At 60.1% G+C, this 20,911-nt stretch carries 25 protein-coding genes; 3 read left to right on the forward strand and 22 right to left on the reverse strand.

The window, feature by feature from the left end:
- Positions 1-103: 103 nt before the first annotated feature.
- Together AOA61_RS13610 and AOA61_RS13615 are read right to left on the reverse strand one after the other, a co-directional pair.
- The gene (locus tag AOA61_RS13610) at positions 104-925 is read right to left on the reverse strand and encodes an SDR family oxidoreductase (RefSeq protein ID WP_032886824.1); all 822 of its coding nucleotides are present in this window, start codon (positions 923-925) and stop codon (positions 104-106) included.
- Between the two features lie 157 nt (positions 926-1,082).
- Entirely contained in the window at positions 1,083-1,562 is a 480-nt protein-coding gene (locus AOA61_RS13615; protein ID WP_032886823.1) for a GNAT family N-acetyltransferase, read from the reverse strand.
- Positions 1,563-1,839: 277 nt separating this feature from the next.
- Between AOA61_RS13615 and AOA61_RS13620 the strand changes: the two genes are divergently transcribed.
- Positions 1,840-2,178 carry a hypothetical protein gene (locus AOA61_RS13620; protein WP_032886822.1) on the forward strand — a complete coding sequence of 113 codons (339 nt, stop codon included), beginning with the start codon at positions 1,840-1,842 and terminating at the stop codon, positions 2,176-2,178.
- Between the two features lie 51 nt (positions 2,179-2,229).
- Positions 2,230-2,490 carry a hypothetical protein gene (locus tag AOA61_RS13625; RefSeq protein ID WP_032886820.1) on the forward strand — a complete coding sequence of 87 codons (261 nt, stop codon included), beginning with the start codon at positions 2,230-2,232 and terminating at the stop codon, positions 2,488-2,490.
- A gap of 120 nt (positions 2,491-2,610) precedes the next feature.
- On the opposite strand, the gene AOA61_RS13630 is transcribed toward AOA61_RS13625, so the two are convergent.
- From AOA61_RS13630 to AOA61_RS13725, 20 genes are all read right to left on the reverse strand, one after another.
- Positions 2,611-3,528, reverse strand: a complete 918-nt coding sequence (locus tag AOA61_RS13630; protein ID WP_099601965.1) for a PfkB family carbohydrate kinase — start codon at positions 3,526-3,528, stop codon at positions 2,611-2,613.
- Entirely contained in the window at positions 3,521-4,987 is a 1,467-nt protein-coding gene (locus AOA61_RS13635; protein ID WP_099601966.1) for a cytosine permease, read from the reverse strand. The genes AOA61_RS13630 and AOA61_RS13635 overlap by 8 nt, the downstream gene beginning before the upstream one ends.
- A gap of 80 nt (positions 4,988-5,067) precedes the next feature.
- Positions 5,068-6,069 carry an ADP-ribosylglycohydrolase family protein gene (locus AOA61_RS13640; RefSeq protein WP_099601967.1) on the reverse strand — a complete coding sequence of 334 codons (1,002 nt, stop codon included), beginning with the start codon at positions 6,067-6,069 and terminating at the stop codon, positions 5,068-5,070.
- Positions 6,066-6,779 (reverse strand): GntR family transcriptional regulator, encoded by a 714-nt coding sequence (locus tag AOA61_RS13645; protein ID WP_032886816.1) that lies wholly within the window; start codon positions 6,777-6,779, stop codon positions 6,066-6,068. The genes AOA61_RS13640 and AOA61_RS13645 overlap by 4 nt, the downstream gene beginning before the upstream one ends.
- Before the next feature lie 70 nt (positions 6,780-6,849).
- Positions 6,850-7,410: a DUF1285 domain-containing protein gene (locus tag AOA61_RS13650; protein ID WP_099601968.1), complete on the reverse strand. Its 561-nt coding sequence runs from the start codon at positions 7,408-7,410 to the stop codon at positions 6,850-6,852.
- Positions 7,411-7,437: 27 nt separating this feature from the next.
- Positions 7,438-8,043 (reverse strand): DUF4823 domain-containing protein, encoded by a 606-nt coding sequence (locus AOA61_RS13655; RefSeq protein WP_032886814.1) that lies wholly within the window; start codon positions 8,041-8,043, stop codon positions 7,438-7,440.
- Between the two features lie 113 nt (positions 8,044-8,156).
- Positions 8,157-9,125, reverse strand: a complete 969-nt coding sequence (locus tag AOA61_RS13660; RefSeq protein ID WP_095185661.1) for a GTP 3',8-cyclase MoaA — start codon at positions 9,123-9,125, stop codon at positions 8,157-8,159.
- A 113-nt stretch (positions 9,126-9,238) separates the two neighbouring features.
- Positions 9,239-9,907 carry a TetR/AcrR family transcriptional regulator gene (locus AOA61_RS13665; RefSeq protein WP_095185662.1) on the reverse strand — a complete coding sequence of 223 codons (669 nt, stop codon included), beginning with the start codon at positions 9,905-9,907 and terminating at the stop codon, positions 9,239-9,241.
- 448 nt (positions 9,908-10,355) lie between these two features.
- Positions 10,356-11,141, reverse strand: a complete 786-nt coding sequence (locus tag AOA61_RS13670) for a TatD family hydrolase (RefSeq protein ID WP_099601969.1) — start codon at positions 11,139-11,141, stop codon at positions 10,356-10,358.
- Positions 11,142-11,204: 63 nt separating this feature from the next.
- Complete coding sequence (locus tag AOA61_RS13675; protein ID WP_032886809.1) at positions 11,205-12,194, reverse strand: DNA polymerase III subunit delta'; 990 nt, start codon at positions 12,192-12,194, stop codon at positions 11,205-11,207.
- The gene (tmk, locus tag AOA61_RS13680) at positions 12,187-12,819 is read right to left on the reverse strand and encodes a dTMP kinase (protein WP_099601970.1); all 633 of its coding nucleotides are present in this window, start codon (positions 12,817-12,819) and stop codon (positions 12,187-12,189) included. Before tmk ends, AOA61_RS13675 begins: the two co-directional genes overlap by 8 nt.
- Positions 12,820-12,838: 19 nt before the next feature.
- Positions 12,839-13,960, reverse strand: a complete 1,122-nt coding sequence (gene mltG, locus AOA61_RS13685; RefSeq protein ID WP_095185666.1) for an endolytic transglycosylase MltG — start codon at positions 13,958-13,960, stop codon at positions 12,839-12,841.
- Position 13,961: 1 nt separating this feature from the next.
- Entirely contained in the window at positions 13,962-14,777 is an 816-nt protein-coding gene (gene pabC / locus AOA61_RS13690) for an aminodeoxychorismate lyase (RefSeq protein WP_099601971.1), read from the reverse strand.
- The gene (gene fabF / locus AOA61_RS13695; protein ID WP_032886804.1) at positions 14,777-16,021 is read right to left on the reverse strand and encodes a beta-ketoacyl-ACP synthase II; all 1,245 of its coding nucleotides are present in this window, start codon (positions 16,019-16,021) and stop codon (positions 14,777-14,779) included. Before fabF ends, pabC begins: the two co-directional genes overlap by 1 nt.
- A gap of 127 nt (positions 16,022-16,148) precedes the next feature.
- Complete coding sequence (gene acpP / locus AOA61_RS13700; RefSeq protein WP_010566559.1) at positions 16,149-16,385, reverse strand: acyl carrier protein; 237 nt, start codon at positions 16,383-16,385, stop codon at positions 16,149-16,151.
- Between the two features lie 191 nt (positions 16,386-16,576).
- Positions 16,577-17,320 (reverse strand): 3-oxoacyl-ACP reductase FabG, encoded by a 744-nt coding sequence (gene fabG, locus AOA61_RS13705; RefSeq protein ID WP_032886802.1) that lies wholly within the window; start codon positions 17,318-17,320, stop codon positions 16,577-16,579.
- Positions 17,321-17,344: 24 nt separating this feature from the next.
- Positions 17,345-18,283, reverse strand: a complete 939-nt coding sequence (gene fabD / locus AOA61_RS13710; protein WP_032886801.1) for an ACP S-malonyltransferase — start codon at positions 18,281-18,283, stop codon at positions 17,345-17,347.
- Between the two features lie 126 nt (positions 18,284-18,409).
- A complete protein-coding gene (gene plsX, locus AOA61_RS13715) occupies positions 18,410-19,420 on the reverse strand; it encodes a phosphate acyltransferase PlsX (RefSeq protein ID WP_099601972.1) in 1,011 nt (336 codons plus the stop codon).
- A 4-nt stretch (positions 19,421-19,424) separates the two neighbouring features.
- A complete protein-coding gene (gene rpmF, locus AOA61_RS13720) occupies positions 19,425-19,607 on the reverse strand; it encodes a 50S ribosomal protein L32 (protein ID WP_008152339.1) in 183 nt (60 codons plus the stop codon).
- A gap of 13 nt (positions 19,608-19,620) precedes the next feature.
- Positions 19,621-20,151, reverse strand: coding sequence for a YceD family protein (locus AOA61_RS13725; RefSeq protein WP_032886799.1), 531 nt, complete (start codon positions 20,149-20,151; stop codon positions 19,621-19,623).
- Positions 20,152-20,256: 105 nt separating this feature from the next.
- On the opposite strand from AOA61_RS13725, the gene AOA61_RS13730 reads away from it, so the two are divergent.
- Positions 20,257-20,835: a nucleoside triphosphate pyrophosphatase gene (locus tag AOA61_RS13730; protein WP_095185669.1), complete on the forward strand. Its 579-nt coding sequence runs from the start codon at positions 20,257-20,259 to the stop codon at positions 20,833-20,835.
- The last annotated feature ends 76 nt before the right edge of the window (positions 20,836-20,911 follow it).

A 20,911-nucleotide genomic window follows, 5' to 3' on the forward strand; every position in this document is an offset into this window, starting at 1 on the left:
GGATGCGAGGCTGCTGAGGCTGCTTAAAGCAACGGCGGCGGCAAGGACGCGTAGGGCTTTTTTCATGAACGACACCTTTTATTGTTATTGAGCGGTAAAAGTTCTAGTCGTGATACATCACAGACCGCCCGCCATCGATCATCAGGCAGGTAGCATTGATAAAGGGCGCCTCGTCGGTGGCCAAAAACAGCGCAGTCATCGCCACCTCCACCGGCTGGCCGATGCGTTTGGGCGGGTGCAGGTCAAAGGCGCGCTGGCGCTCGGCGTGGGGGTCGGAAAAACCGTTCCAGTAGTCGACGTTGAGTTGGGTTTCGATATAGCCCGGCGCGATAGCGTTAACGCGAATGCCCTTGGGCGCGTATTCGATACCGAGGGCGCGGGTGAGGCCGAGCAAGCCATGCTTGGCGACGGGGTACGGGAAGCAACCAGGAATGATGTGGCTGGAATGGGTGGAGGCGATATTGATGATGTTGCCGACGCCCTGCTCAATCATGTGCGGTAGCACCGTGCGGCAGCCAAACCAGGCGCCGTCGAGGTCAATGGCGAAGCAGCGGCGCCAATCTTCGTCGGTCATCTCCAGCGGGTCGCAGAACACATTGACGCCAGCACAGTTGACCAGCACATCCACGCGACCAAAGCGCTCAATGGCCACATTGACCAGCGCCTGCCATTGCTCTTTTGAAGTGATGTCGACGGCTTGCGCGTAAATCTGCGCACCGCGTTCGCGCCAATGGGCGGCCACCTTCTCGACTTTTTCACCCTGAATATCGGCGATAACCAGGCGCGCCTGCTGGGCCTGAAAACACGCGACGATCGCTTCGCCAATGCCTTGGGCGGCGCCGGTAATGATCACCACCTTGCCTTTGAGCCGCTCGCCGTAAGTGGGCTCGGGCACGGCGGGGAGTGACAACGGTTGTGCCTGCATCGCTTCACCTGTTTTATTTTTGGTAGTGAGTGCTGATGCCGCCGACTATAAACCCAGACCCAGAAACATCTCAATATATAAATTTGCATCCCATATTGTGAGCTTAGACATAAAAAAACCGGCCCTGGATTGGCCGGTTTTGTAGGCAGGATGACAATCAGCCCAGGGCAAAATCTCGTAATGCATCACCTTCCATGCGATAGCGCACCCACTCTTCCTGAGGCTGGGCGCCGATGGATTTATAGAAGGCAATCGCCGGCTCGTTCCAGTCCAGCACGCTCCACTCGAAGCGCGCGCAGCCGTTATCAAACGCGATCTTGGCCAGGTGGCGCAGCAACTTCTTACCCGCCCCGCCACCGCGCTGCTCGGGGTTGATATAGAGGTCTTCCAGGTACAAGCAGTTGCTGCCCAGCCAAGTGGAATAGCTGAAAAAGAACACCGCAAAACCAATCGGCAAGCCATCGCGCAAGCAGATCAGGCCATGGGCGGTGGCGCCCTCGCTGAACAGGCTGCGCTGGATATCCACCACGCTGGCGATCACTTCATGCCGGGCTTTCTCGTACTCGGCGAGTTCGGTGATGAACGTCAGGATCTGCGCAGCATCGCTGGGCACGGCGGGGCGAATCTCGATGGTCATGGGCAAGCCTTGGGCAATTTCAAAGCCGACATACTAAGGCGCTTTGATGACTGATTGCAGCGCATTTTCATGGGCCGTGCAGTTACGCCGGCCTGCGCTGCTGCAAGCACCCGCACGCACACGACAAAGCCGGGGGTGGCGCGGCGGGAGTGGTGAGGGGCCGCGCCACACAAAATCTTACAGGCGCGCTGATACCGTTCGTCGCCATCAAGGCACCATCAACAAACGGCAACTGACCAATAGAGGGTAAGGACATTAATTCTATGGAGATATCCTCATGAAGCCTTCCAAGTTTGCTGCCTTCGCCCTCACCGGCCTGCTGTCCGCCGCATCGCTGAGCGCCGTCGCTGCCAGCTCGACCACCGGCCCGACCGATCCTACGCCTGACGCCACCACTGAATCGCAAAAATCCATGGGCACCGGCCTGGATACCAATGGTGGCGCAGTCATTGATAACGCCAACGGCGCCGACCCGCATACCAAGGGCCACGACACCGAGCGCCAGGCACCTGCCGCAGTCGGCAACGGTAAAATGGGCCCGTCGATCAATGAGCCGAAGATCAACAAAGGCGACGACTCGAACCTGCCCGGCGCGCCGAAACAACCTGCGCCTTAAGCACTCGACCGCAAGATGAACACCCGATCATTTCCCAGTGAAGAGGTACGCATGAACGTCGATAGAAACCTTGAAAAAGAAGTCCTCACCCGCCTGCTGCACGCCCACCCACAAGGTTTGGGCAAGGAGGTGCTGGATAACTACCGCGGCGAAAAGGAGGTCGCCAGTGTGTTGGCGTTCCTACAGGACCGCGGGTTTATCAAGGATGGGCATGTGACCACCGACGACGCCGGTGAATACTCGCTGAACTTGCCGATCAAGCTGACGGCATCTGGAGTGGATGAGGCGCGCAAACTGGACGCCGGTCAGTAGCCTCCACACCAACCAAATGTGCGAGGGGGCGTGCTCCCGATAGCAGTATGTCAGCCACCTGTTCATGGGCTGATGCACTGCAATCGGGAGCACGCCCCCTTCCACATGTCTGCTCCGCGCTCAGTGAGTGAGCAAAGCGTCAACTTCGTCGGTGCCGGGCGAGGTGGCCGGGCCCCAACGGGTCACCGCCAGCGCCGCCGCCGCATTCGCCCGACGCGCTGCCTCACACGGTGTCAAACCCGCAGCCAAACCTGCGATAAACACCCCCGCATGCGCATCACCCGCGCCATTGCTATCCACTGCCCTCACCTTAAAGCCTGGCACATGGTCGGCATGTCCGTGACGACTGACCCAACAGCCATTCGGCCCATCACGCACCACCAGCAGCGCGCCATCAGGCAGATGCCGATTGAGGTCCAGCAGTGCGTCCGCCAGTGTTTTCGCACTGGTAAACGCCAAGGCTTCCGGGCCATTGCTGGTCCAGATGTCGATACGTGGCAGCAAGGCAATCATCAGTGCAGAATCGGGCGCCTTGACCAGCGGGCCCGGGTCGAACACCACGGTGATCGCGCGGGGTAACGCCAGTAACCAATCGAGCAACGCCTGCGCTTTGCCTTCCAGCAGCAGGCTGTAGCCGCTGACGTATACATAATCATCAGCCTGGGGAACGACGCGAGCCAGGTCATCGGCAGTCAAGTCACCTTCAGCGCCGATATGGGAGATGAAGGTACGCTCGGTGGTGGCCTCGGTCAGCGAGACACACAACCCGGTGTCCTTGCCCTCACTTGCCGCCTGGGCCATTTCCACGCCCTCGGCCTGCATCGCCGCGCGGGCCAGGTCGCCAAAACGGCCGTTGCCGTGGCGCCCTAGGTAAACCACCGGCAACCCATTGCGTCGTGCCGCCGCCATCACATTGAAGCCGCCGCCGGCTTCGAAACCGGCGGACTTGGCGAGCACGTCGCCGCCGGTGGCGGGCAAGGTATCGAGGGCCATGACCAGGTCAACAACGACCTGGCCGGTGTGCAGCAATCTAGACATTGGGGCTCTCTACTAACGCTGGGCGACGGTCAGCCGCGCCGCCCAGTACGGCATAAATCCCGCCGGCCACCAGAAAGGTGACGATCCAGCCCAGGCCGTTGTGGCCCAGCCAGGAGTCGGACAGCGGCCCGGCGAACCAGATATTTTCGGCGGTGGTACCGATGGTGGTGAAGCTGAAGCCCAGCACAATCGCCACGGCCCACGCGCCGAGCGCACGCCACTCCACACCGCCGCGATACCAGTAGGCGCTGCTGGGGCTGACGTCCAGCAGATCCTTGGGGCTGTAGTAGTGACGGTGGATCAGGTCGACCACAAAGATCCCGACCCACGCGGTAATCGGCACCGCCAGCAACGAGATGAAGGTGATGAACGGACCGTAGAAACTGTCGGCAATCAACATGAAGTAAATCGAACCGGCGAAGATCGCGACGATGTCGACGATCACTGCGTGCACGCGCTTGACCTTCAAGCCGAGGGTCAAGGTGGTGAGACCGGCCGAGTATACCGACAGGTTATTGGACAGCAGCAAACCGCCGAACGCGGTGATCAGGTACGGCACGGCCATCCAGGTAGGCAGCATGTCGCGGATCGCGATGATCGGGTCGGTGGCCGAGGCCAGGTCGTTGTTGCCCACCGACAGCAAGCCGCCGAGGGTGATGAGCAGTACCAGCGGAATGCCCGCACCAAACGCGGCGGATGCCACCAGACGCACGGCCTTGACGCTGCGGTGCTGGTAGCGCGACATGTCGGCACCGGCGTTGGCCCAACCGATACCGGTGCCGGCGGCCATGGTGCCTATGCCGATGATCATTGCGCTCAGCGGTGCGGGTGTAGCGTTGAACACGGCGCTCCAGTCGATGGTGGCGCAGAGGAAGCCGCCGACCAGGATATTCAACGCACCAAACACGTACGTGGCCCACTTCTGAATGACCAGCAGGGTGGCATGGCCCAGGCCGGAAACGGACAGGGTCAGCAACACGAAGATGGCAATGAAGATCAGGGTCAGCATCGGCGCGCTTTTGGCCTCGACCGGCGACCCGAACAGGATCGAGCACAACGACAGCAGCACAAAGGCGGCGGTAGTGGTGTTGACGGTTTCCCAGCCCAGGCGCGACATCAGCGACACCAGCGTTGGGCCGATATTGCCGCGCACGCCGAAGATAGCGCGGGACAGGGTCAGGCTGGGAGCCCTACCACGACGGCCAGCGATGGAGATGATGCCCACCACCGCGAAGGAGCCTGCTGCGCCGAGGATCGCCACGATGATCGCCTGCCAGATTGCCAGGCCACGGAACGCCACCAGCGTCGCGCCGAGCGGCAAGCCGAGGATGCTGATGTTGGCGGCGAACCACACCCAGAACAGTTGCAGCGGATGGCCATTGCACTCGCCTTCGGGGACCGGTTCGATGCCGCGTGTTTCCAATTGTCCGGCGCTTTGGCCGGAAGAGGTGCTGCTCATGAGGGGGGTGCTCCTGGTGCCGGTATTGTTGTGGTTGTGGCAGGTGTGCAAGGTGAATCGGTCTTCCCAACTGTCCTGACTCAGCGCATTTTCAACAGATCTTCAACCAACGGCTGCAAGTCCAACCCATTAACGGCCTTGATCTGTTCAATCATTGCCGCAGGCCAGCACTGCATGCCTAAACAGGCGCCGAGCATTGCACCCAGAATCGCCGCGATGGTGTCGGTGTCACCGCCAAGGCTGGCGGCCAGGCACAAAGCCTCGAAGGCGTTCATATCCCCCACTGCCACTTGCTGGGCGAGGGCAAACGACACCACCACCGACTCCTGGGAGGCGACTGAGGTGCCGATCAATTCGTAGAGCAGTTCAGCAAACAACGCTTTGTCGCCGCTGCCGACACTCAGAGTGCGCGCCCAACTGATACGGGTGGAGATACGCCCGCCAGCAATCCAATGACCGTGGCCTTCCGCCTGTCGGGCGATCTGGGCGCCAATATTCAACGCTTCGCCGAGGTCCGCACCGTTGATACCGGCTGACACCACCGCCGCCACCGCCGCTGCACTGGAGATGCCCAAGGTGGTGTTGTGGGTGACCTGGCACGCCTGGATGACCGCCAGGATAAACGCTGCCGGGTCGCTGACATCGGCGGCGATTCCCACCGGCGTGATGCGCATGGCGGCACCGTTGGTGGTGCCGTAGCGGCCGGACTCTTCCGGGGTATGACCGGCAAGGATCATGTCGATGGCACGCTTGGTCGACGGGCCGAGCAGGTCCTGGGAACCCTTGGCACGCATCACCGCTTCCCAGTCGATCAGGCGCTGGGCGAGCACGGTGGGCTCAATCTTGCCTTGGCCTTCAACCAGCAACTCGCCGACCAGAATGGCCTGTTCGGTGTCATCGGTAATGGAACCGGCGGGCATGTTCGGCGCGATAGGTTGGTCGGCACCGGCATCTTCCAAGGTGGTGATAGCACCGAAGCGCTGTCGCACCTGCTCGCGGCTGAGGGACTGAGTAGGCATGCCCAGGGCATCGCCCAGCGCGAGACCGTAGAAAGCGCCAACGGCGCGGTTATTCGAGGTCATTTCGACGATCCAAATTGCAGGTGCAGGCGAAAGTGCAGAGGGTCAAGCAAGCTTTCGACGTGCTCCATGAAACGCTCGCGCCGGTCATAGGTGGTGCGCGATGCCTTGAGGAATACGGTCCCCGCCGGGCGACCGAGCAGTTGGGCGTCTTCATCGCTGAGGGGTTCGGCGCCGATCCACTGGTCACCTTCGGCGCCGACATAGCCGTAGGCCGCCAGGGTGATGGTCAGGGAATTGTCGATCAGGCCGACGCGGGGCAGGCTTTCCAGGCCACCGGACGCGGGCATCAACGAACGTTCAAGGGACACGGCGGTACCATCGGTGGTGCGCCGGCGGCGGTCGAGGGCGATAAATTGATCGGTGCCGAACCGGCTGAACAGGTCGGGGCGCGTCACCGCTTCCAGGCGCAGGACATCGGTGGTCACCAAGGCGCCATTGTCCGCCAAGGCCTGGGCCCACCCGCTGTTTTGATCGAGCACCATGCCGTCAAATGTGACGATGGAGCCGACGCCGCTCTGGGTCGCAATGTAATTGCGCCGCTTGAGTTCGGCCAGGGCTTCGCGCAGGGTGCCGCGGCTGACCGCAAATTCTTCCGCTAGTTGGTGCTCGCCTGGCAGCAGGAAACCGTCGGCCATCACCCCACCCTCGATACGGCGGATGAGCTCGTCGACGACGCGTTTTTTCTTATCAAATCGAACATGTCTAATCATGTACAAATTGATAACCGAAAGCGCCCGTTAGCAGCAAGCTTATTATTTCAAGAAGGTGAAAAAACCGGCCTCAAGGTTCCACGCCGATCGGGAAAAACTCGCCACCGCTCCACACGCCCAGCCAGTTCTGACCGTTGATCGGGCGGCTTACAGCAAGCTCGACCAATTGATAGAACACGTTGCGGTGCACCAGCGCTTCGAGGTTGGTACGCACCCGTAGATAGGGCGCAGGTTCCTGGGTGACGGGGTCGATGACCACCCGTAGCGGGTGTTCGATATCGGCTTCGATCTGCTCATCGACGTTGGTGGTGAAGCGCAGCAACTGGCTTTCACCCTGCCCTTCAACCTCCAGGGTCAACGCGACAAAGGGCGCATCATCGACGGTGATGCCGACTTTTTCCATGGGAGTAATCAGGAAATAATCATCGCCATCGCGGCGAATGATATTGGAGAACAACTTGACCATCGGCTTTCGCCCAATAGGCGTGCCTTGGTAGAACCAGGTGCCATCGCGGGCGATGCGCATGTCGATGTTGCCGCAGAAGTCCGGGTTCCACAGGTGCACCGGCGCCGGTCCCTTGCCTTTGGGCAGTTGGGCCAACAGGTCGTTGGCCTTGGCGGAATCGGTCATGGGGTTCTCCCTTTTTTTGATCTGGCCTTACTGATCGCTCATACCCAGCAGGCCGCGGGCGTACTGCGCCAGCGGGCGGGCAATCAAGTCTTGTGGCCGATTGTCGTGGAACGTCAGTAAACCGCCACGACTGCGAATGCGTGCAGTATCAATCAAATACTGGGTACTGGTCTCGATCAACATGATCTGGATTACGCCACTGTCTAGCCCTACCCGGTCCAAGGCCTCTTGATCGGCCCATTCGTCGGCGTTGCCGATACGGTCATCTGCCTTGGCGAATCGGCAGTACAGCAGGTAATGGGCGCCTGCCGCACGAGCTTCGGCCATCGCCTGTTCCAAACCTTCGGGCTGACGGGCGCGGCGCACCATGGGGAAGTATTCGACGAATCCGTTGAAGGCTTCTTCGGCCACCACGTTCGGTCGCGGATAGGCGCTGCCCGGCGGCACGAAGGCCCCCTGCGCGATGAAAACAAAGGAGTCCGGCTGTATGCGAACCGAGGCGGTACGGCGGGTGTCGCTGTGGTCAAGCAACCCGGCGTCGCTCATCTGATAGCGGGTGCCTTCGGCCATATCGCTGACGGTCATGCAACCACTCAGCGTCAATGACGCCAGCAACAAAACCAGATTACGCATCCTAATCCTCCAGAAGCCGGTGACGGAAAACCGGCGAATGGACGTGAGATGCAGGTTCTGCGCCAGCTTGAAGGCAACTCCCATATTGGGTGATGGGTAACCTTGGGATAGCGTTAGCCGCCGATGATCTTCATGATCGTCGCGCCGCCGGAGAATGCCACTTCCTGTTTGTCGCCCAGGGCTTTCATCAGCAAGCCTTGCAGCGCCGGCAGTGCCTGGTGGCGCGGTTTGTCGAGCAGGTCGCCGACATAGTGGCGGTTGCTGGAAGACAAGCAGCCATGCAGCCAACCGGTGGACGAAAGACGCAACCGTGAGCAGGTACGGCAGAATGGAACGCTCTCGTTGGCGATCACGCCAAAGTAGCCTTTGCCCGGCACCTCGTAGCGAACTGCGGTTGCGTCCACCGGCGCGTTGGCTTGCAGGTATTCGTGATGCTCGCCGATCAGGCTGAGCAGTTGCTGCAGGCTGACGAATTGCTGCAGGAACGCGTTGGAATCCTTGGCCAGGTGGCCCATGCGCATCAACTCGATAAAGCGCAGCTCGTAACCACGCTCCAGGCAGTAGTCGAGCAACGGCATCACTTGGTCGAGGTTCTGGCCGCGCAACGGCACCATGTTGACCTTGATCTTGATTCCGGCGGCGCGCGCCTGGTCCATGCCATCGAGCACGGTGGCCAAATCGCCACCACGGGCGATGCTGCGGAAGGCGTCCGCATCCAAGGTATCGAGAGAGACGTTGATACGCCGAATGCCGGCATCCACCAACAGCGGCAGTTTGCGCGCCAGCAACTGGCCGTTGGTGGTCAAGCTGATATCGCTGAGACCCATGCCACCGACTGCGCTCATGAAGGCTTCCAGCTTGGGGCTGACCAGCGGCTCGCCACCCGTGATGCGCAGTCGGTCGATGCCCGCCGCTTCGATCAGGTAAGCCACACCACGAGCCATGGCCTCGGCCGAGAGTTCGTCTTGGGCAGCCACCAGCCGCTTGCCGTTGGGCACGCAGTAGGTACACGCGTAGTTGCAGGCTGAAGTCAGGCTGATCCGCAAATTGCGAAAACGCCTGCCTTGACGATCAACGATCATGGATCACTCCGGCAGAGGATGATTCGGGCGCGCTAAAAACTGACTGATAAATCAGCTTTTAGCAAGGTCCTTGCCTGAGTATATTCCTGGGGTACTACGCCTGGCAGTAAAGATTACGACGCCGGCGTCTCAACGGGCGAAGACTCTACGGCTGCTGGCTCGGCGCTATGCTTGCGCTTGTTGCCCATGCGTACGCCAATGTCCATCAGGAACTGGAAGAAACCTTCCTGGTCTTCCAGCACATTGCTCCAGAATGGCGAGTGGTACAGCGCCACGGCGCCGTGCACCAAGGCCCAAGCCGCGCAATAGTGGAAATAAGGAGGTACGTCTTCAAGCTTGCCTTCACTGATACGGCCCTTGATCAACAGGGTCAGGCGTTCGAAGTTCGAGGCGCGGATCTTGTGCAGCTCTTCGACCATCTCTGGCACCTGATGGCCCTTGACGACCTTCTCCTCCAGGCGGTCGAACAGGCGATAGCGCTGCGGATCACGCATACGGAACTCGAAGTAGGCGCGGGACAGCGCTTCCTTGTCTTTATCGACATCGGCCGAATGCAGCAGCTCGTTCAAGTCGCGCTCGTAGTCGAGCATCAGGCGCAGGTAGATCTCCGCCTTGGACTTGAAGTGCTTGTAGATCGTGCCTTTGCCGATACCCACGGCATCCGCGATCATCTCGACGGTGACGCTGTCTTCGCCTTGTTCGAGGAACAATTTGAGTGCGGTGTCGAGAATTTCCTGCTCACGGCGGCGAAACTCACGGACCTTACGGGGTTCTTTGTGCATGAGGAAGAGGTCTGCAAAGGTCGGAATAGGGAGGGTTGCGCATGACCAAGATTACATGGCGATACGATTTACCCAGTGCGAGGGATTATCCCGACTGAACGGTCGTTGGGCAACGTCTATGTGAACCCGCCATGCACTTTACTTTCAGACTGCCAACGATTTCATGGCTATCAGTCAGAAATAATACGCAACAACTGCACCCGTGCACCGGCCTAATGAGAACTCAAGCGAAGCGCGTGTATTCCAAATCTGTTTAAAAAACGATCAGTCGCGACTGGACTGAATCAGATACTGATCAATACTTGAACTGTCGGCGTGACATCTCCCCCAAGTGAAGCGCCGACCTGGGTACCGACGGACTGTGTGCCCTTGCTTTACTCCTAATGGTCTTAACCCGGATTCACCCCCCAGAACCCGGGTTTTTTTTGCCCGCGATTTGACCCTGGATCTACGAAGCGACGTGAGCCAATGGAAACAGGCGCTTGAAGTTCTCGGTAGTCTGTTGCGCAAAACGCTCGTAGGACTCACCCCGCAGCATCGCCAGGTAATCCGCCACATCACGCACGTATTCCGGCAGGTTCGGCTTGCCGCGATGGGGGATGGGCGCCAGGTACGGCGAGTCCGTTTCCACCAACAGGCGATCGGCCGGGACTTGGCGGGCCACGTCACGCAACGCGTCGGCATTGCGAAAAGTGACGATGCCCGACAGGGAGATATAGAAACCCAGGTCCAACGCCGCCTTGGCCATGTCCCAGTCTTCAGTGAAGCAGTGCAATACGCCGGCCTGGGGCAACGCGGCTTCGCGCAGCAAGGTGAGCGTGTCGGCACGGGCGCCGCGGGTATGGACAATCACCGGTTTGCCCGTCTGCTGGGCGGCATGCAGATGCAGGCGAAAGGATGCCTGCTGCAACTCGGCAGCTTCGGGTTCGTAGTGGTAATCCAGGCCGGTCTCGCCGATGGCCACTACACGCGGATGGTTGAGTTCGCCCAGCAGCCAGTCGAGGGCCGGGGCCTCGCCAGGCTTGAGGTCCAGCGGGTGGATACCCACTGAGCAATCCACGTCGGCATAACGATCAGCCAAGGCTTTGACGTCGGAGGCGTTGTCGGCGCTGACGCCGATGCACAGGAAATGCCCGACTCCGCGCTGGCGAGCCGCTTCCAGGGCGGCATCGAGGGAGCCGCCGTGCTGGGCGAGGTCAAGACGATCAAGGTGGCAGTGGGAATCTACGAGCATAGGAAGTTACAACTTGAGTCACGGAAAGTGTCTGGCCGACGATACATCCGTCGGCCACGGAAATTAACGGCGGCCGAGCAAGCCCACCCACTGCACCAGCAGCGCTTCAAGCAACAGCACACGGTTGAGGTTGGCCTTGCCGAGCACTTTCTGGCGCTGGGCGAGGATCCAGTCCTGGATGGACAGCACCTTGTCCTGGGCGCTTTTCTGCGCGAGATACTGCACCACCTTGCGCATGTCCTGCAGGCCCAGGCCATTTTCATCCTGGGTCAACTGATACCGCAGGATCAGGCTCGACCAGTCGCAGAACCAGTCGAACAGCAGCAACAGGGGAATGTCTTTCCAGGCGCTTTCGGCCAGTTGTGTCGCAGACAGTTCCTGCTTGAGGAGTTTTTTAACCCCATCCACCACCAGCGCGCGCTGGTCACGCACGCCTTGGGCTTGCAGCTTCACTGCCGCCAAGGGCGAACCGGCGGCCAGGGTCAGTAGTTCGACACGTTCATCGGCGGAGCAGTCTGGCAGTGCCTGCGCCAGCCATTGCAGGCTTATCGCCTCGCTTGGCAGCGGACAGGCCTGCTGCACGCAGCGGCTGCGGATGGTCGGCAACAGGCGGCTTGACTGGTGGCTCACGAGCAACAGCACAGTATCGCCGGAGGGTTCTTCCAGGCTTTTGAGCAGGGCGTTGGCGGCGTTGATGTTCATCGCTTCTACCGGCTCGATCAGCACCACCTTGCGCCCGCCCATCTGCGCGGTTTGCACCACGAAGCTGACGAGATCACGCACTTGGTCGACCTTGATCGCCTTGTCGGCTTCCTCGGGCTCCAGCAGGTAATTGTCCGGATGACTACCAGCCTTAAGCAACAGGCAGGATTTGCACTCGCCACAAGCCTCCAAGTTGACCGGACGCTGGCACAGCAGGCTGGCCATCAGGCGCTCGGCAAGGGCCCGTTTACCAATACCGATTGGCCCATGCAACAAGTAGGCATGGGCGTGCTGGGCGCGGCCGGCTAACTGCTGCCAGAGACTGTCCTGCCACGGGTAGGCTTCAGCCACGGGCGCGCTCCAACAGTGTTGGCAACAAGCCGTCGATGGCCTGCTGCACATTGGCCAACGGCTGGGATGCGTCAAGCAGGTGATAGCGAGCAGGTTCGACCTGAGCACGTTTGAGAAACGCGCTGCGCACAGCATCGAAGAACGCCTGGCCTTCGAGTTCGAAGCGATCGAGACGACCACGAGCACTGGCGCGAGCCATGCCCACTTCTACGGGCAAGTCGAACAATAGGGTCAGGTCAGGACGCAAATCACCTTGCACGAACGTTTCCAGGGTAGCGATGCGCGCCAATGACAAGCCGCGGCCGCCGCCCTGGTAGGCGTAGGTGGAATCGGTAAACCGGTCGCAAATCACCACGGCACCGCGGGCCAGGGCCGGGCGAATCACCTCGGCCAGATGTTGTGCCCGGGCAGCGAACACTAGTAGCAGCTCGGTGTCCGGGTTCATCTGTTCTTCGCCTGGGGCCAGCAACACTTCACGGATGCGCTCGGCCAAAGGCGTACCGCCGGGCTCACGGGTCAACACCACCTCGATGCCTTCGGCACGCAAGCGCTTTGCCAAGTAATCGCGGTTGGTGCTTTTGCCGGCGCCTTCCGGGCCTTCCAGGGTAATAAACAAGCCAGTCACAGGCAGTCCTTAGTCAGAGTCATTGCGGGCTTTGCGGCGCGGTGGTGTCCAGCACGGGCTCGGCGGGCGCTTCCGTTGGCGGCGTTGCATCTTCCGGCGGTTTTACCACCGGTGCCGGACTGGAGCGGTAATCGGCACGGCGTTTGAGCTGGAACTCACGCACGGCGGCATTATGCGCACCCAGGTCATCGGAGAAAATATGACTGCCATCGCCACGGGCGACGAAATACAGGCTGCTGCCAGGCACCGGGTTCAATGCGGCATGGATAGCCTCGCGACCGACCATGGCGATTGGCGTCGGCGGCAGCCCGGCAATCATGTAGGTGTTGTAAGGGTTGGATTCCTTGAGGTGAGCGCGCGTCAACTTGCCGTTGTAACGCTCACCCAGGCCGTAGATCACCGTAGGGTCGGTCTGCAGCAGCATGCCGATCTTCAGACGGCGGACGAACACACCGGCAATCTGGCCACGCTCCTCCGGCACACCGGTCTCTTTTTCCACCAGAGACGCCATGATCAGCGCTTGATAAGGGTCGGTGTACGGCACATCGGGGGCGCGCTTGCTCCACTCCTGGGCCAGTACGTCGTCCAGGCGGTTGTAAGCTTTTTTAAGGAATTCGACGTCGGTCATGCCGCGCACGAATCGATACGTATCCGGGAAGAATCGCCCTTCGGGAAACACCCCAGGGTGACCAAGTTTCTCCATCACTTCGCTGTCACTCAGGCCGGAGAGGCTCTGTACGATCTTTTCATGCTTGGCCAGGGCCGAACGCACTTGGCGGAAGTTCCAGCCTTCCACCAGTGTCAGACTGTATTGCACCACGTCGCCACGCTGCCAGAGGCCAATCAGGCCTTCGGCAGTCATGCCGGGCGTCATGCGGTATTCGCCGCTATGCAGCGGTTGGCCGTCGAGGTTAAAGCGCCAATACAGACGCAGCCAGAAGGCTCCATCGATCACGCCGTCGGCTTCCAGTCGATTGAAGGTGCCGGTCGGAGTCGCCCCTGCCGGCACATCGAGCAACTGCTCTTGGGTCAGATTCAGCGGCTGCTTCAAGGCAGCGTCGTATTTCCAGGCGCAGACCCCCAACAGCAAAGCCGCCGAGAACAGACCGATCAGCAGCAGTACAACCAGTTTTCGTATCAACTCAGATATCCAATAGCGCGCGAACAATGCCCTGCAGTTTACGGGTGAGCGGCCCAACCGGCCAGCTCATCGCAGCACAGCCGCGCACCGGCCAAATGCCATACACGCTGTTACAGACAAAGACTTCGTCGGCCTGCCGCAGTTGCTCGACAGTGATGTCGGCCACGGCCACCGGGATGCCCAGCGATTGTGCCTGGTCCAGGATCTCGGCACGCATCACGCCCGCGACACCGCAACGCTTCAGATCGGCGGTTAGTAACAAGCCGTTACGCACGAGAAACAGATTGCTGAATACGCCCTCAATGACGCGACCGGACATATCCAGCATCAAACCTTCGGCATGTTCGACATCTTGCCATTCGGCACGCGCGATCACCTGCTCCAGGCGGTTAAGGTGCTTCAGCCCGGCCAGCAAGGGCTGCTCGGCCAAACGGGTAGCGCACGGAAACAGGCGAATGCCGTCGGTTCCATGGGCGTGGGGATAGGTGGTGGGCGGACTGCCCTGCAGGATACGGCGCACAGGTGCGTCGGGATTGGTGCCGTAACCGCGCAGGCTGTCGCCACGGGTAAGGATCAGCTTGAGGACACCGTCACCGAGGGCGGCGGCATAGGCAAGCACTTCGTTGCGGATCAACCCGAGATCGACCACGAACGCAAAGCGCCTGCAGCCCTCATCAAGGCGCTGCAGGTGGCGGTCGAGTAGCAGGGGCTGCCCGGCCTTGACGGCGACGGTCTCGAACAGGCCATCGCCATACGCCAGGCCGCGATCTTTCAGGGGCACGTTGTCCGCTGGCTGACCGTCGACCCAGCTGTGCATCACTCGGCGTACCGGCGGAACACCAGGGAACCGTTGGTGCCACCAAACCCGAACGAGTTGGAGATCGCAACGTCGATCGGCATCTGTTGCGGCTCGTGCGGTACGAAGTTCAGGTCGCAGCCTTCATCCGGCTCATCCAGGTTGATGGTCGGCGGAGCGACCTGATCCTTGATGGCCATCACGCTGAAGATCGCCTCGACCGCGCCCGCCGCACCCAGCAGGTGACCGGTCATGGACTTGGTGGAGCTGACAGCCAGCTTGTACGCGTGCTCGCCGAACACCGACTTGATGGCCTCAGCTTCCGCCAAGTCACCGGTCGGGGTCGAAGTGCCATGGGCGTTGATGTACTGCACCTGATCGACATTGACCTTCGCATCACGCAATGCGTTGGTGATGCAGCGCGCAGCGCCGGCACCGTCAGACGGTGGCGAGGTCATGTGGTAGGCGTCGCCGCTCATGCCAAAGCCGATCAGCTCGGCATAGATGGTGGCTCCGCGCGCCTTAGCGTGCTCCAACTCCTCCAGCACCAGGGCACCGGCACCATCGGACAGTACGAAGCCGTCACGACCCTTGTCCCATGGGCGGCTGGCGCGGGTCGGCTCGTCATTGCGGGTCGACAGCGCACGGGACGCGCCAAAGCCGCCCATACCCAGGCCGCAGGCTGCCATTTCGGCACCGCCGGCGATCATCACGTCGGCTTCGTCGTAGGCAATGTTGCGCGCTGCCATGCCGATGCAATGCGTGCCGGTGGTGCACGCAGTAGCGATGGCGTAGTTCGGTCCCTGTGCACCCAGGTGGATGGACAGGAAGCCGGAAATCATATTGATGATCGAGCCAGGCACGAAGAACGGTGAAATTCGACGAGGGCCAGTATCGTGCAACGTGCGGCTGGTTTCTTCGATATTGGTCAGACCACCAATACCAGACCCCATCGCCACGCCGATGCGTTCACGGTTGGCATCAGTGACTTCCAGGCCGGCGTTACGCACTGCCTGAAAACCGGCTGCCAGGCCGTATTGAATGAACAGGTCGAGTTTGCGGGACTCTTTGATCGAGAGGTATTCCTCGACATTGAACCCCTTTACCGAGCCGCCAAAACGGGTGGAATAGGCAGAAAGGTCCGTGTGTTCGATCAGACCAATACCACTGCGGCCAGCCAGAATGCCCTGCCAACTGCTCGGCACATCCGTACCCAGTGGCGACAACATACCCATACCGGTGACTACGACGCGTCTACGCGACACAGCACTCTCCTTTTTCTAATGACGACACTTTGCTTCAGAGCTTACTTTTTCATCACCGCTAAAGAAAAAACCGCACGCCGTTACAGCAGTGCGGTTTTCCCTAACAGCAAGCGACGACTACAAACTATTACGCCTGGTGGGCAGTAACGTAGTCGATAGCAGCTTGAACAGTAGTGATTTTTTCAGCTTCTTCGTCCGGGATTTCGGTCTCGAATTCCTCTTCCAGAGCCATCACCAGCTCAACGGTGTCAAGGGAATCGGCACCCAGGTCTTCTACGAAGGAAGCAGTGTTGGTCACTTCTTCTTCTTTGACGCCCAGTTGCTCGGCAACGATTTTCTTGACGCGCTCTTCGATGGTGCTCATACCTTGTTTAACTCCTAATGGACAAATTCAGGCAGCTGGCCAGTGGGTAAGTGTATAGAAAGCCTTTTCAGCTTTTCAACTGAAAGCTTCACCCTGTACCCGGTCCGCCACCTGCCTATAAATTAAGTTGCAGCTTTATAACGGATTTTAGACAGCTCGTATGACATTTTTTTGAAGCGATCCGTCACAATTTAACTCATGTACATCCCGCCGTTCACCGGGATTGTAGCCCCAGTCACGTATGCCGCACCGTCGGATGCCAGGAAAGTGACCACATTCGCGATCTCTTGAGCCTGGCCCAGACGGCCCAGCGGAATCTGCGTCAGCAAGCCTTCACGCTGTGCTTCCGGCAGTTCGCGGGTCATATCGGTGTCAATGAACCCTGGGGCCACCGAGTTGACCGTAATCGACCGCGAGCCGACCTCACGTGCCAAAGCACGACTGAAACCTTCCAGACCAGCCTTGGCAGCTGCGTAGTTTACTTGGCCTGCGTTGCCCATGGCACCCACTACGGAGCCAATATTGATAATTCGACCCCAACGAGCCTTGGTCATGCCGCGCAAAACGCCCTTGGACAGGCGAAACAGACTGTTCAGGTTGGTATCGACCACGTCGTACCACTCGTCGTCTTTCATACGCATCATCAGATTGTCGCGCGTGATACCGGCATTGTTCACCAGAATAGCCGGTGCGCCGAACTGTGCAGTGATCTCGGCCAATACAGCAGCCACAGACTCATCGCTGGTCACGTTCAGCTCAAGGCCAGTGCCTTGAACGCCATTTTCCTTCAGGGTCGCGGCGATACGCTCGGCGCCCGAAGCGGAAGTGGCGGTGCCGATCACAACGGCACCCTGACGGCCCAGTTCCAGGGCGATAGCCTGGCCAATGCCACGGCTCGCGCCGGTAACCAGTGCAACTTTACCTTGCAGACTCATGCAGGCTTCTCCTAAGTTCGGGGATCAGGCCAGCGCCGCACGAGCGGCAGCGAAGGCATCCGGGGTATTGAGGTTGGCAGTCGACACGCCGTCGGCGCAACGCTTGTTCAGACCAGCCAGGACTTTGCCTGGGCCGCACTCGACCAGCTCGGTGGCGCCGTTGGCGGCCAGGGTTTGGACCGACTCGACCCAGCGCACAGGCTTGTAGAGTTGCTCCAGCAGGTCCCGCTTGAGCGTGTCGAGGTCGACCGCCACGGCCGCGCTGACGTTCTGCACCAGGGGAATTTGCGGTGCCTGCCAGTTGATGGCTGCGATGGACTCGGCAAAACGCTCGGCCGCCGGGCGCATCAGCTCGCAGTGGGACGGCACGCTCACCGGCAACGGCAGCGCACGCTTGGCGCCACGCGCCTTGCAGCCTTCGATGGCGCGCTCGACTGCCGCCTTGGCACCGGCGATCACCACCTGGCCAGGGGAGTTGAAATTCACTGCGCTGACCACTTCGCCCTGGGCCGCTTCGGCGCAGGCTTCGATCACCACGGCGTCGTCCAGACCCAGAATAGCGGCCATGCCGCCCTGCCCGGCCGGAACGGCTTCCTGCATCAGTTGACCACGACGCTCGACCAGCTTGACCGCTTCGGCGAGGGTCAGGCTGCCCGCAGCAACCAAGGCGCTGTATTCGCCCAAGCTGTGACCGGCGACGAATGCCGGGCGCGCGCCACCTTCGGCCAGCCACAGGCGCCACAAGGCGATCGAAGCGGTCAGGATGGCCGGTTGCGTTTTATCGGTTTGATTGAGCTGCTCTTCCGGCCCCTGCTGGGTCAGCGCCCACAGGTCGTAACCCAGGGCCTCGGAAGCTTCCTTGAAGGTATCCAGGATCAGCGGGTATTGCGCGCCCAGCTCGGCCAACATGCCGAGGGACTGCGAACCCTGCCCTGGAAAGACGAATGCGAGGGATGTAGACATGTAACAAGCCCCTAATGATCTGGTCGTCAAAAATGCGCGCGCCGACTATGGGAGCGCGCGAAACTGACAGATTGGATGGTCAATTGAACTGGCCGGTCACATTTAAGCACTCCCGAGCCAATTCGCCTAAGGCAACAGATCCTCAAGACGGCCGTGCAAGCGTTGCGGCAGGTTTTCCTGAATCTCGATCAAGGCCCGCGCAATAGCACTTTGAAAGCCTTCAACACCGGCTGAACCGTGACTCTTCACCACAATCCCCTGCAACCCCAGAAAGCTCGCACCATTGTGCCGCGCCGGAGCCAGGTCGGCCTGCAGACGCCGCATCAACGGTAGCGCCAGAGCACCTACGATGCGCGATACCAGATTACGCCTGAACAACGCCTCAATGCGCACAGCGATCATGGTCGCCAGGCCTTCGCTGGATTTAAGCAGGATATTGCCGACAAACCCATCGCAGACCACCACATCCGCTTCGCCGCGGTAAACACCGTCACCCTCGACAAAACCGATGTAATTCAAGCCCCGCGCGCCCTGCAACAGACTGGCGGCAAGCTTGACCTGCTGATTGCCCTTGATGTCTTCAGTGCCGATATTCAGCAAGGCCACACGCGGCCGGGCTATACCAAGCGCTTCTGCGGCCACCGAGCCCATCACGGCGAACTGGAACAAGTGCTCGGCACTGCAATCCACGTTCGCACCTAAGTCCAGCAGTTGGCAGTAGCCTTCCTGCGTTGGAATCGCCGCGACCATAGCGGGCCGGTCTATGCCAGGCAGCGTCTTGAGCACATACCGTGACAGTGCCATCAACGCCCCGGTGTTACCTGCACTGACACAGGCTTGCACCTTGCCATCACGCAATAACTCCAAGGCCACTCGCATTGAAGAGTCAGGCTTGCCGCGCAGGGCCGAAGCAGGCTTGTCATCCATGCTGATGGTTTCGCTGGCCGGCGTAATCGTCAGGCGCGCGCGATCCACAACCGGATGGCTGGCGATCAATTCTTCAAGGAGTGAGGGTTGACCGACGAGGGTCAGGTGCAGCGAGGGCGTAGCAATCAGGCTGGCAATACAGGCCTGAACAATGCTGCGGGGACCGAAGTCCCCGCCCATTGCGTCAATCGCGATGACTTGAGCAGACAAGTGATTACTCGTCAGCGCCCTTATCGATCACTTTACGGCCACGGTATACGCCTTCTGGCGATACGTGGTGACGCAGGTGAATTTCACCGGTGGTTTTTTCTACAGACAGAGTGCTCGCCGTCAGGGCATCGTGCGAACGACGCATGTCACGGGCGGAACGGGATTTTTTGTTCTGCTGAACAGCCATAATTGATTAACTCCTAAACGTTTGGGTCACGCTTTAACTGCGCCAATACACTGAACGGGTTGGACCGCGTTACCTCGTCCTCGCTCGGCTCGGCCTCGTCATCGAGACCCTCCGGCTGCTGGCATTCTTCCGGATGATGAGCAGGCACAATGGGCAAGGCGAGCAGAAGCTCTTCCTCGATCAGTGCATGCAGATCCAAAGGATCTTCGCCCAGTTCCAGCACGTCATAACCTTTCGGCAACGACTGGGTATTCGCACCCTCCTTTACCACGGCATAACTGCACTCGCTGTGGATCGGCAGGGTGACCAGCTCAAGACAACGCTGGCAAACCATTTTGACCTCGGTGTCGATAAAGCTGTGGATTACCACAGATTTACGTTCATCTCGTTCAAAAACGAATTTGGCCTGCACCGTACCGACAGTGTCGGAAAGCGGGTCGCAGAGTCTCTCCAAATCGGCCAGCAGCAATTCACCTTGAAGGGAAGTGCCACGATCAGCCAATTTGCGCGGGTCAACGTGAGGTGGAATCGGGTCATTCAACATAGGCGCAGCATTATAGGGATGCACCCAGCCATGTCAAAGGAAATTCAGCCCTGTGCGTCAGCCGGTCGCCCCGCTAGAATCGGCGACTGCCTTGAGGAGTCGTACATGCTGCCTTTATTACTCGCTTCCAGCTCGGTTTATCGCCGGGAATTGCTCAGTCGCCTGCACCTGCCATTCATCTGCAGCTCGCCGGATATCGACGAAAGCCATGCTGCAAATGAGTCCGCCATCGAGCTGGTCAAGCGCCTGGCCGAAGCAAAGGCGCGCGCCCTCGCCGCCAGCCACCCAGGACACCTGATCATCGGTTCAGACCAGGTCGCCGCACTGGAAGGCCGCATCATCGGCAAGCCTCACACTTTCGAAAATGCGCGTGAGCAGTTATTGGCCGCCAGCGGCAAGCGTGTCAGCTTCCTCACCGGCCTGGCCCTGCTGAACAGCGAGACGGGGCGCTGCCAGGTCGACTGCGTGCCCTTTACCGTGCACATGCGCGAGCTGGATGCAGCGCGCATCGAGCGCTACCTGCGTGTCGAACAACCGTATGACTGCGCGGGCAGCTTCAAGGCGGAAGGACTGGGCGTGAGTTTGTTCCAAAGCACCGACGGGCCAGATGCGACCAGCCTTGTCGGCTTACCGCTGATTCGCTTGGTAGATATGCTACTCAGCGAAGGCGTGCAAGTCCCTTAAGAACACCGCAAACCAAATACGGGAGAGGGTTTTCCCCCGCTAGAAGCGTATCAGCCAACCTTGGGTTGACTGATCC

The sequence above is a fragment of the Pseudomonas sp. 2995-1 genome, assembly GCF_002742505.1.
Taxonomy (GTDB): domain Bacteria; phylum Pseudomonadota; class Gammaproteobacteria; order Pseudomonadales; family Pseudomonadaceae; genus Aquipseudomonas; species Aquipseudomonas sivasensis.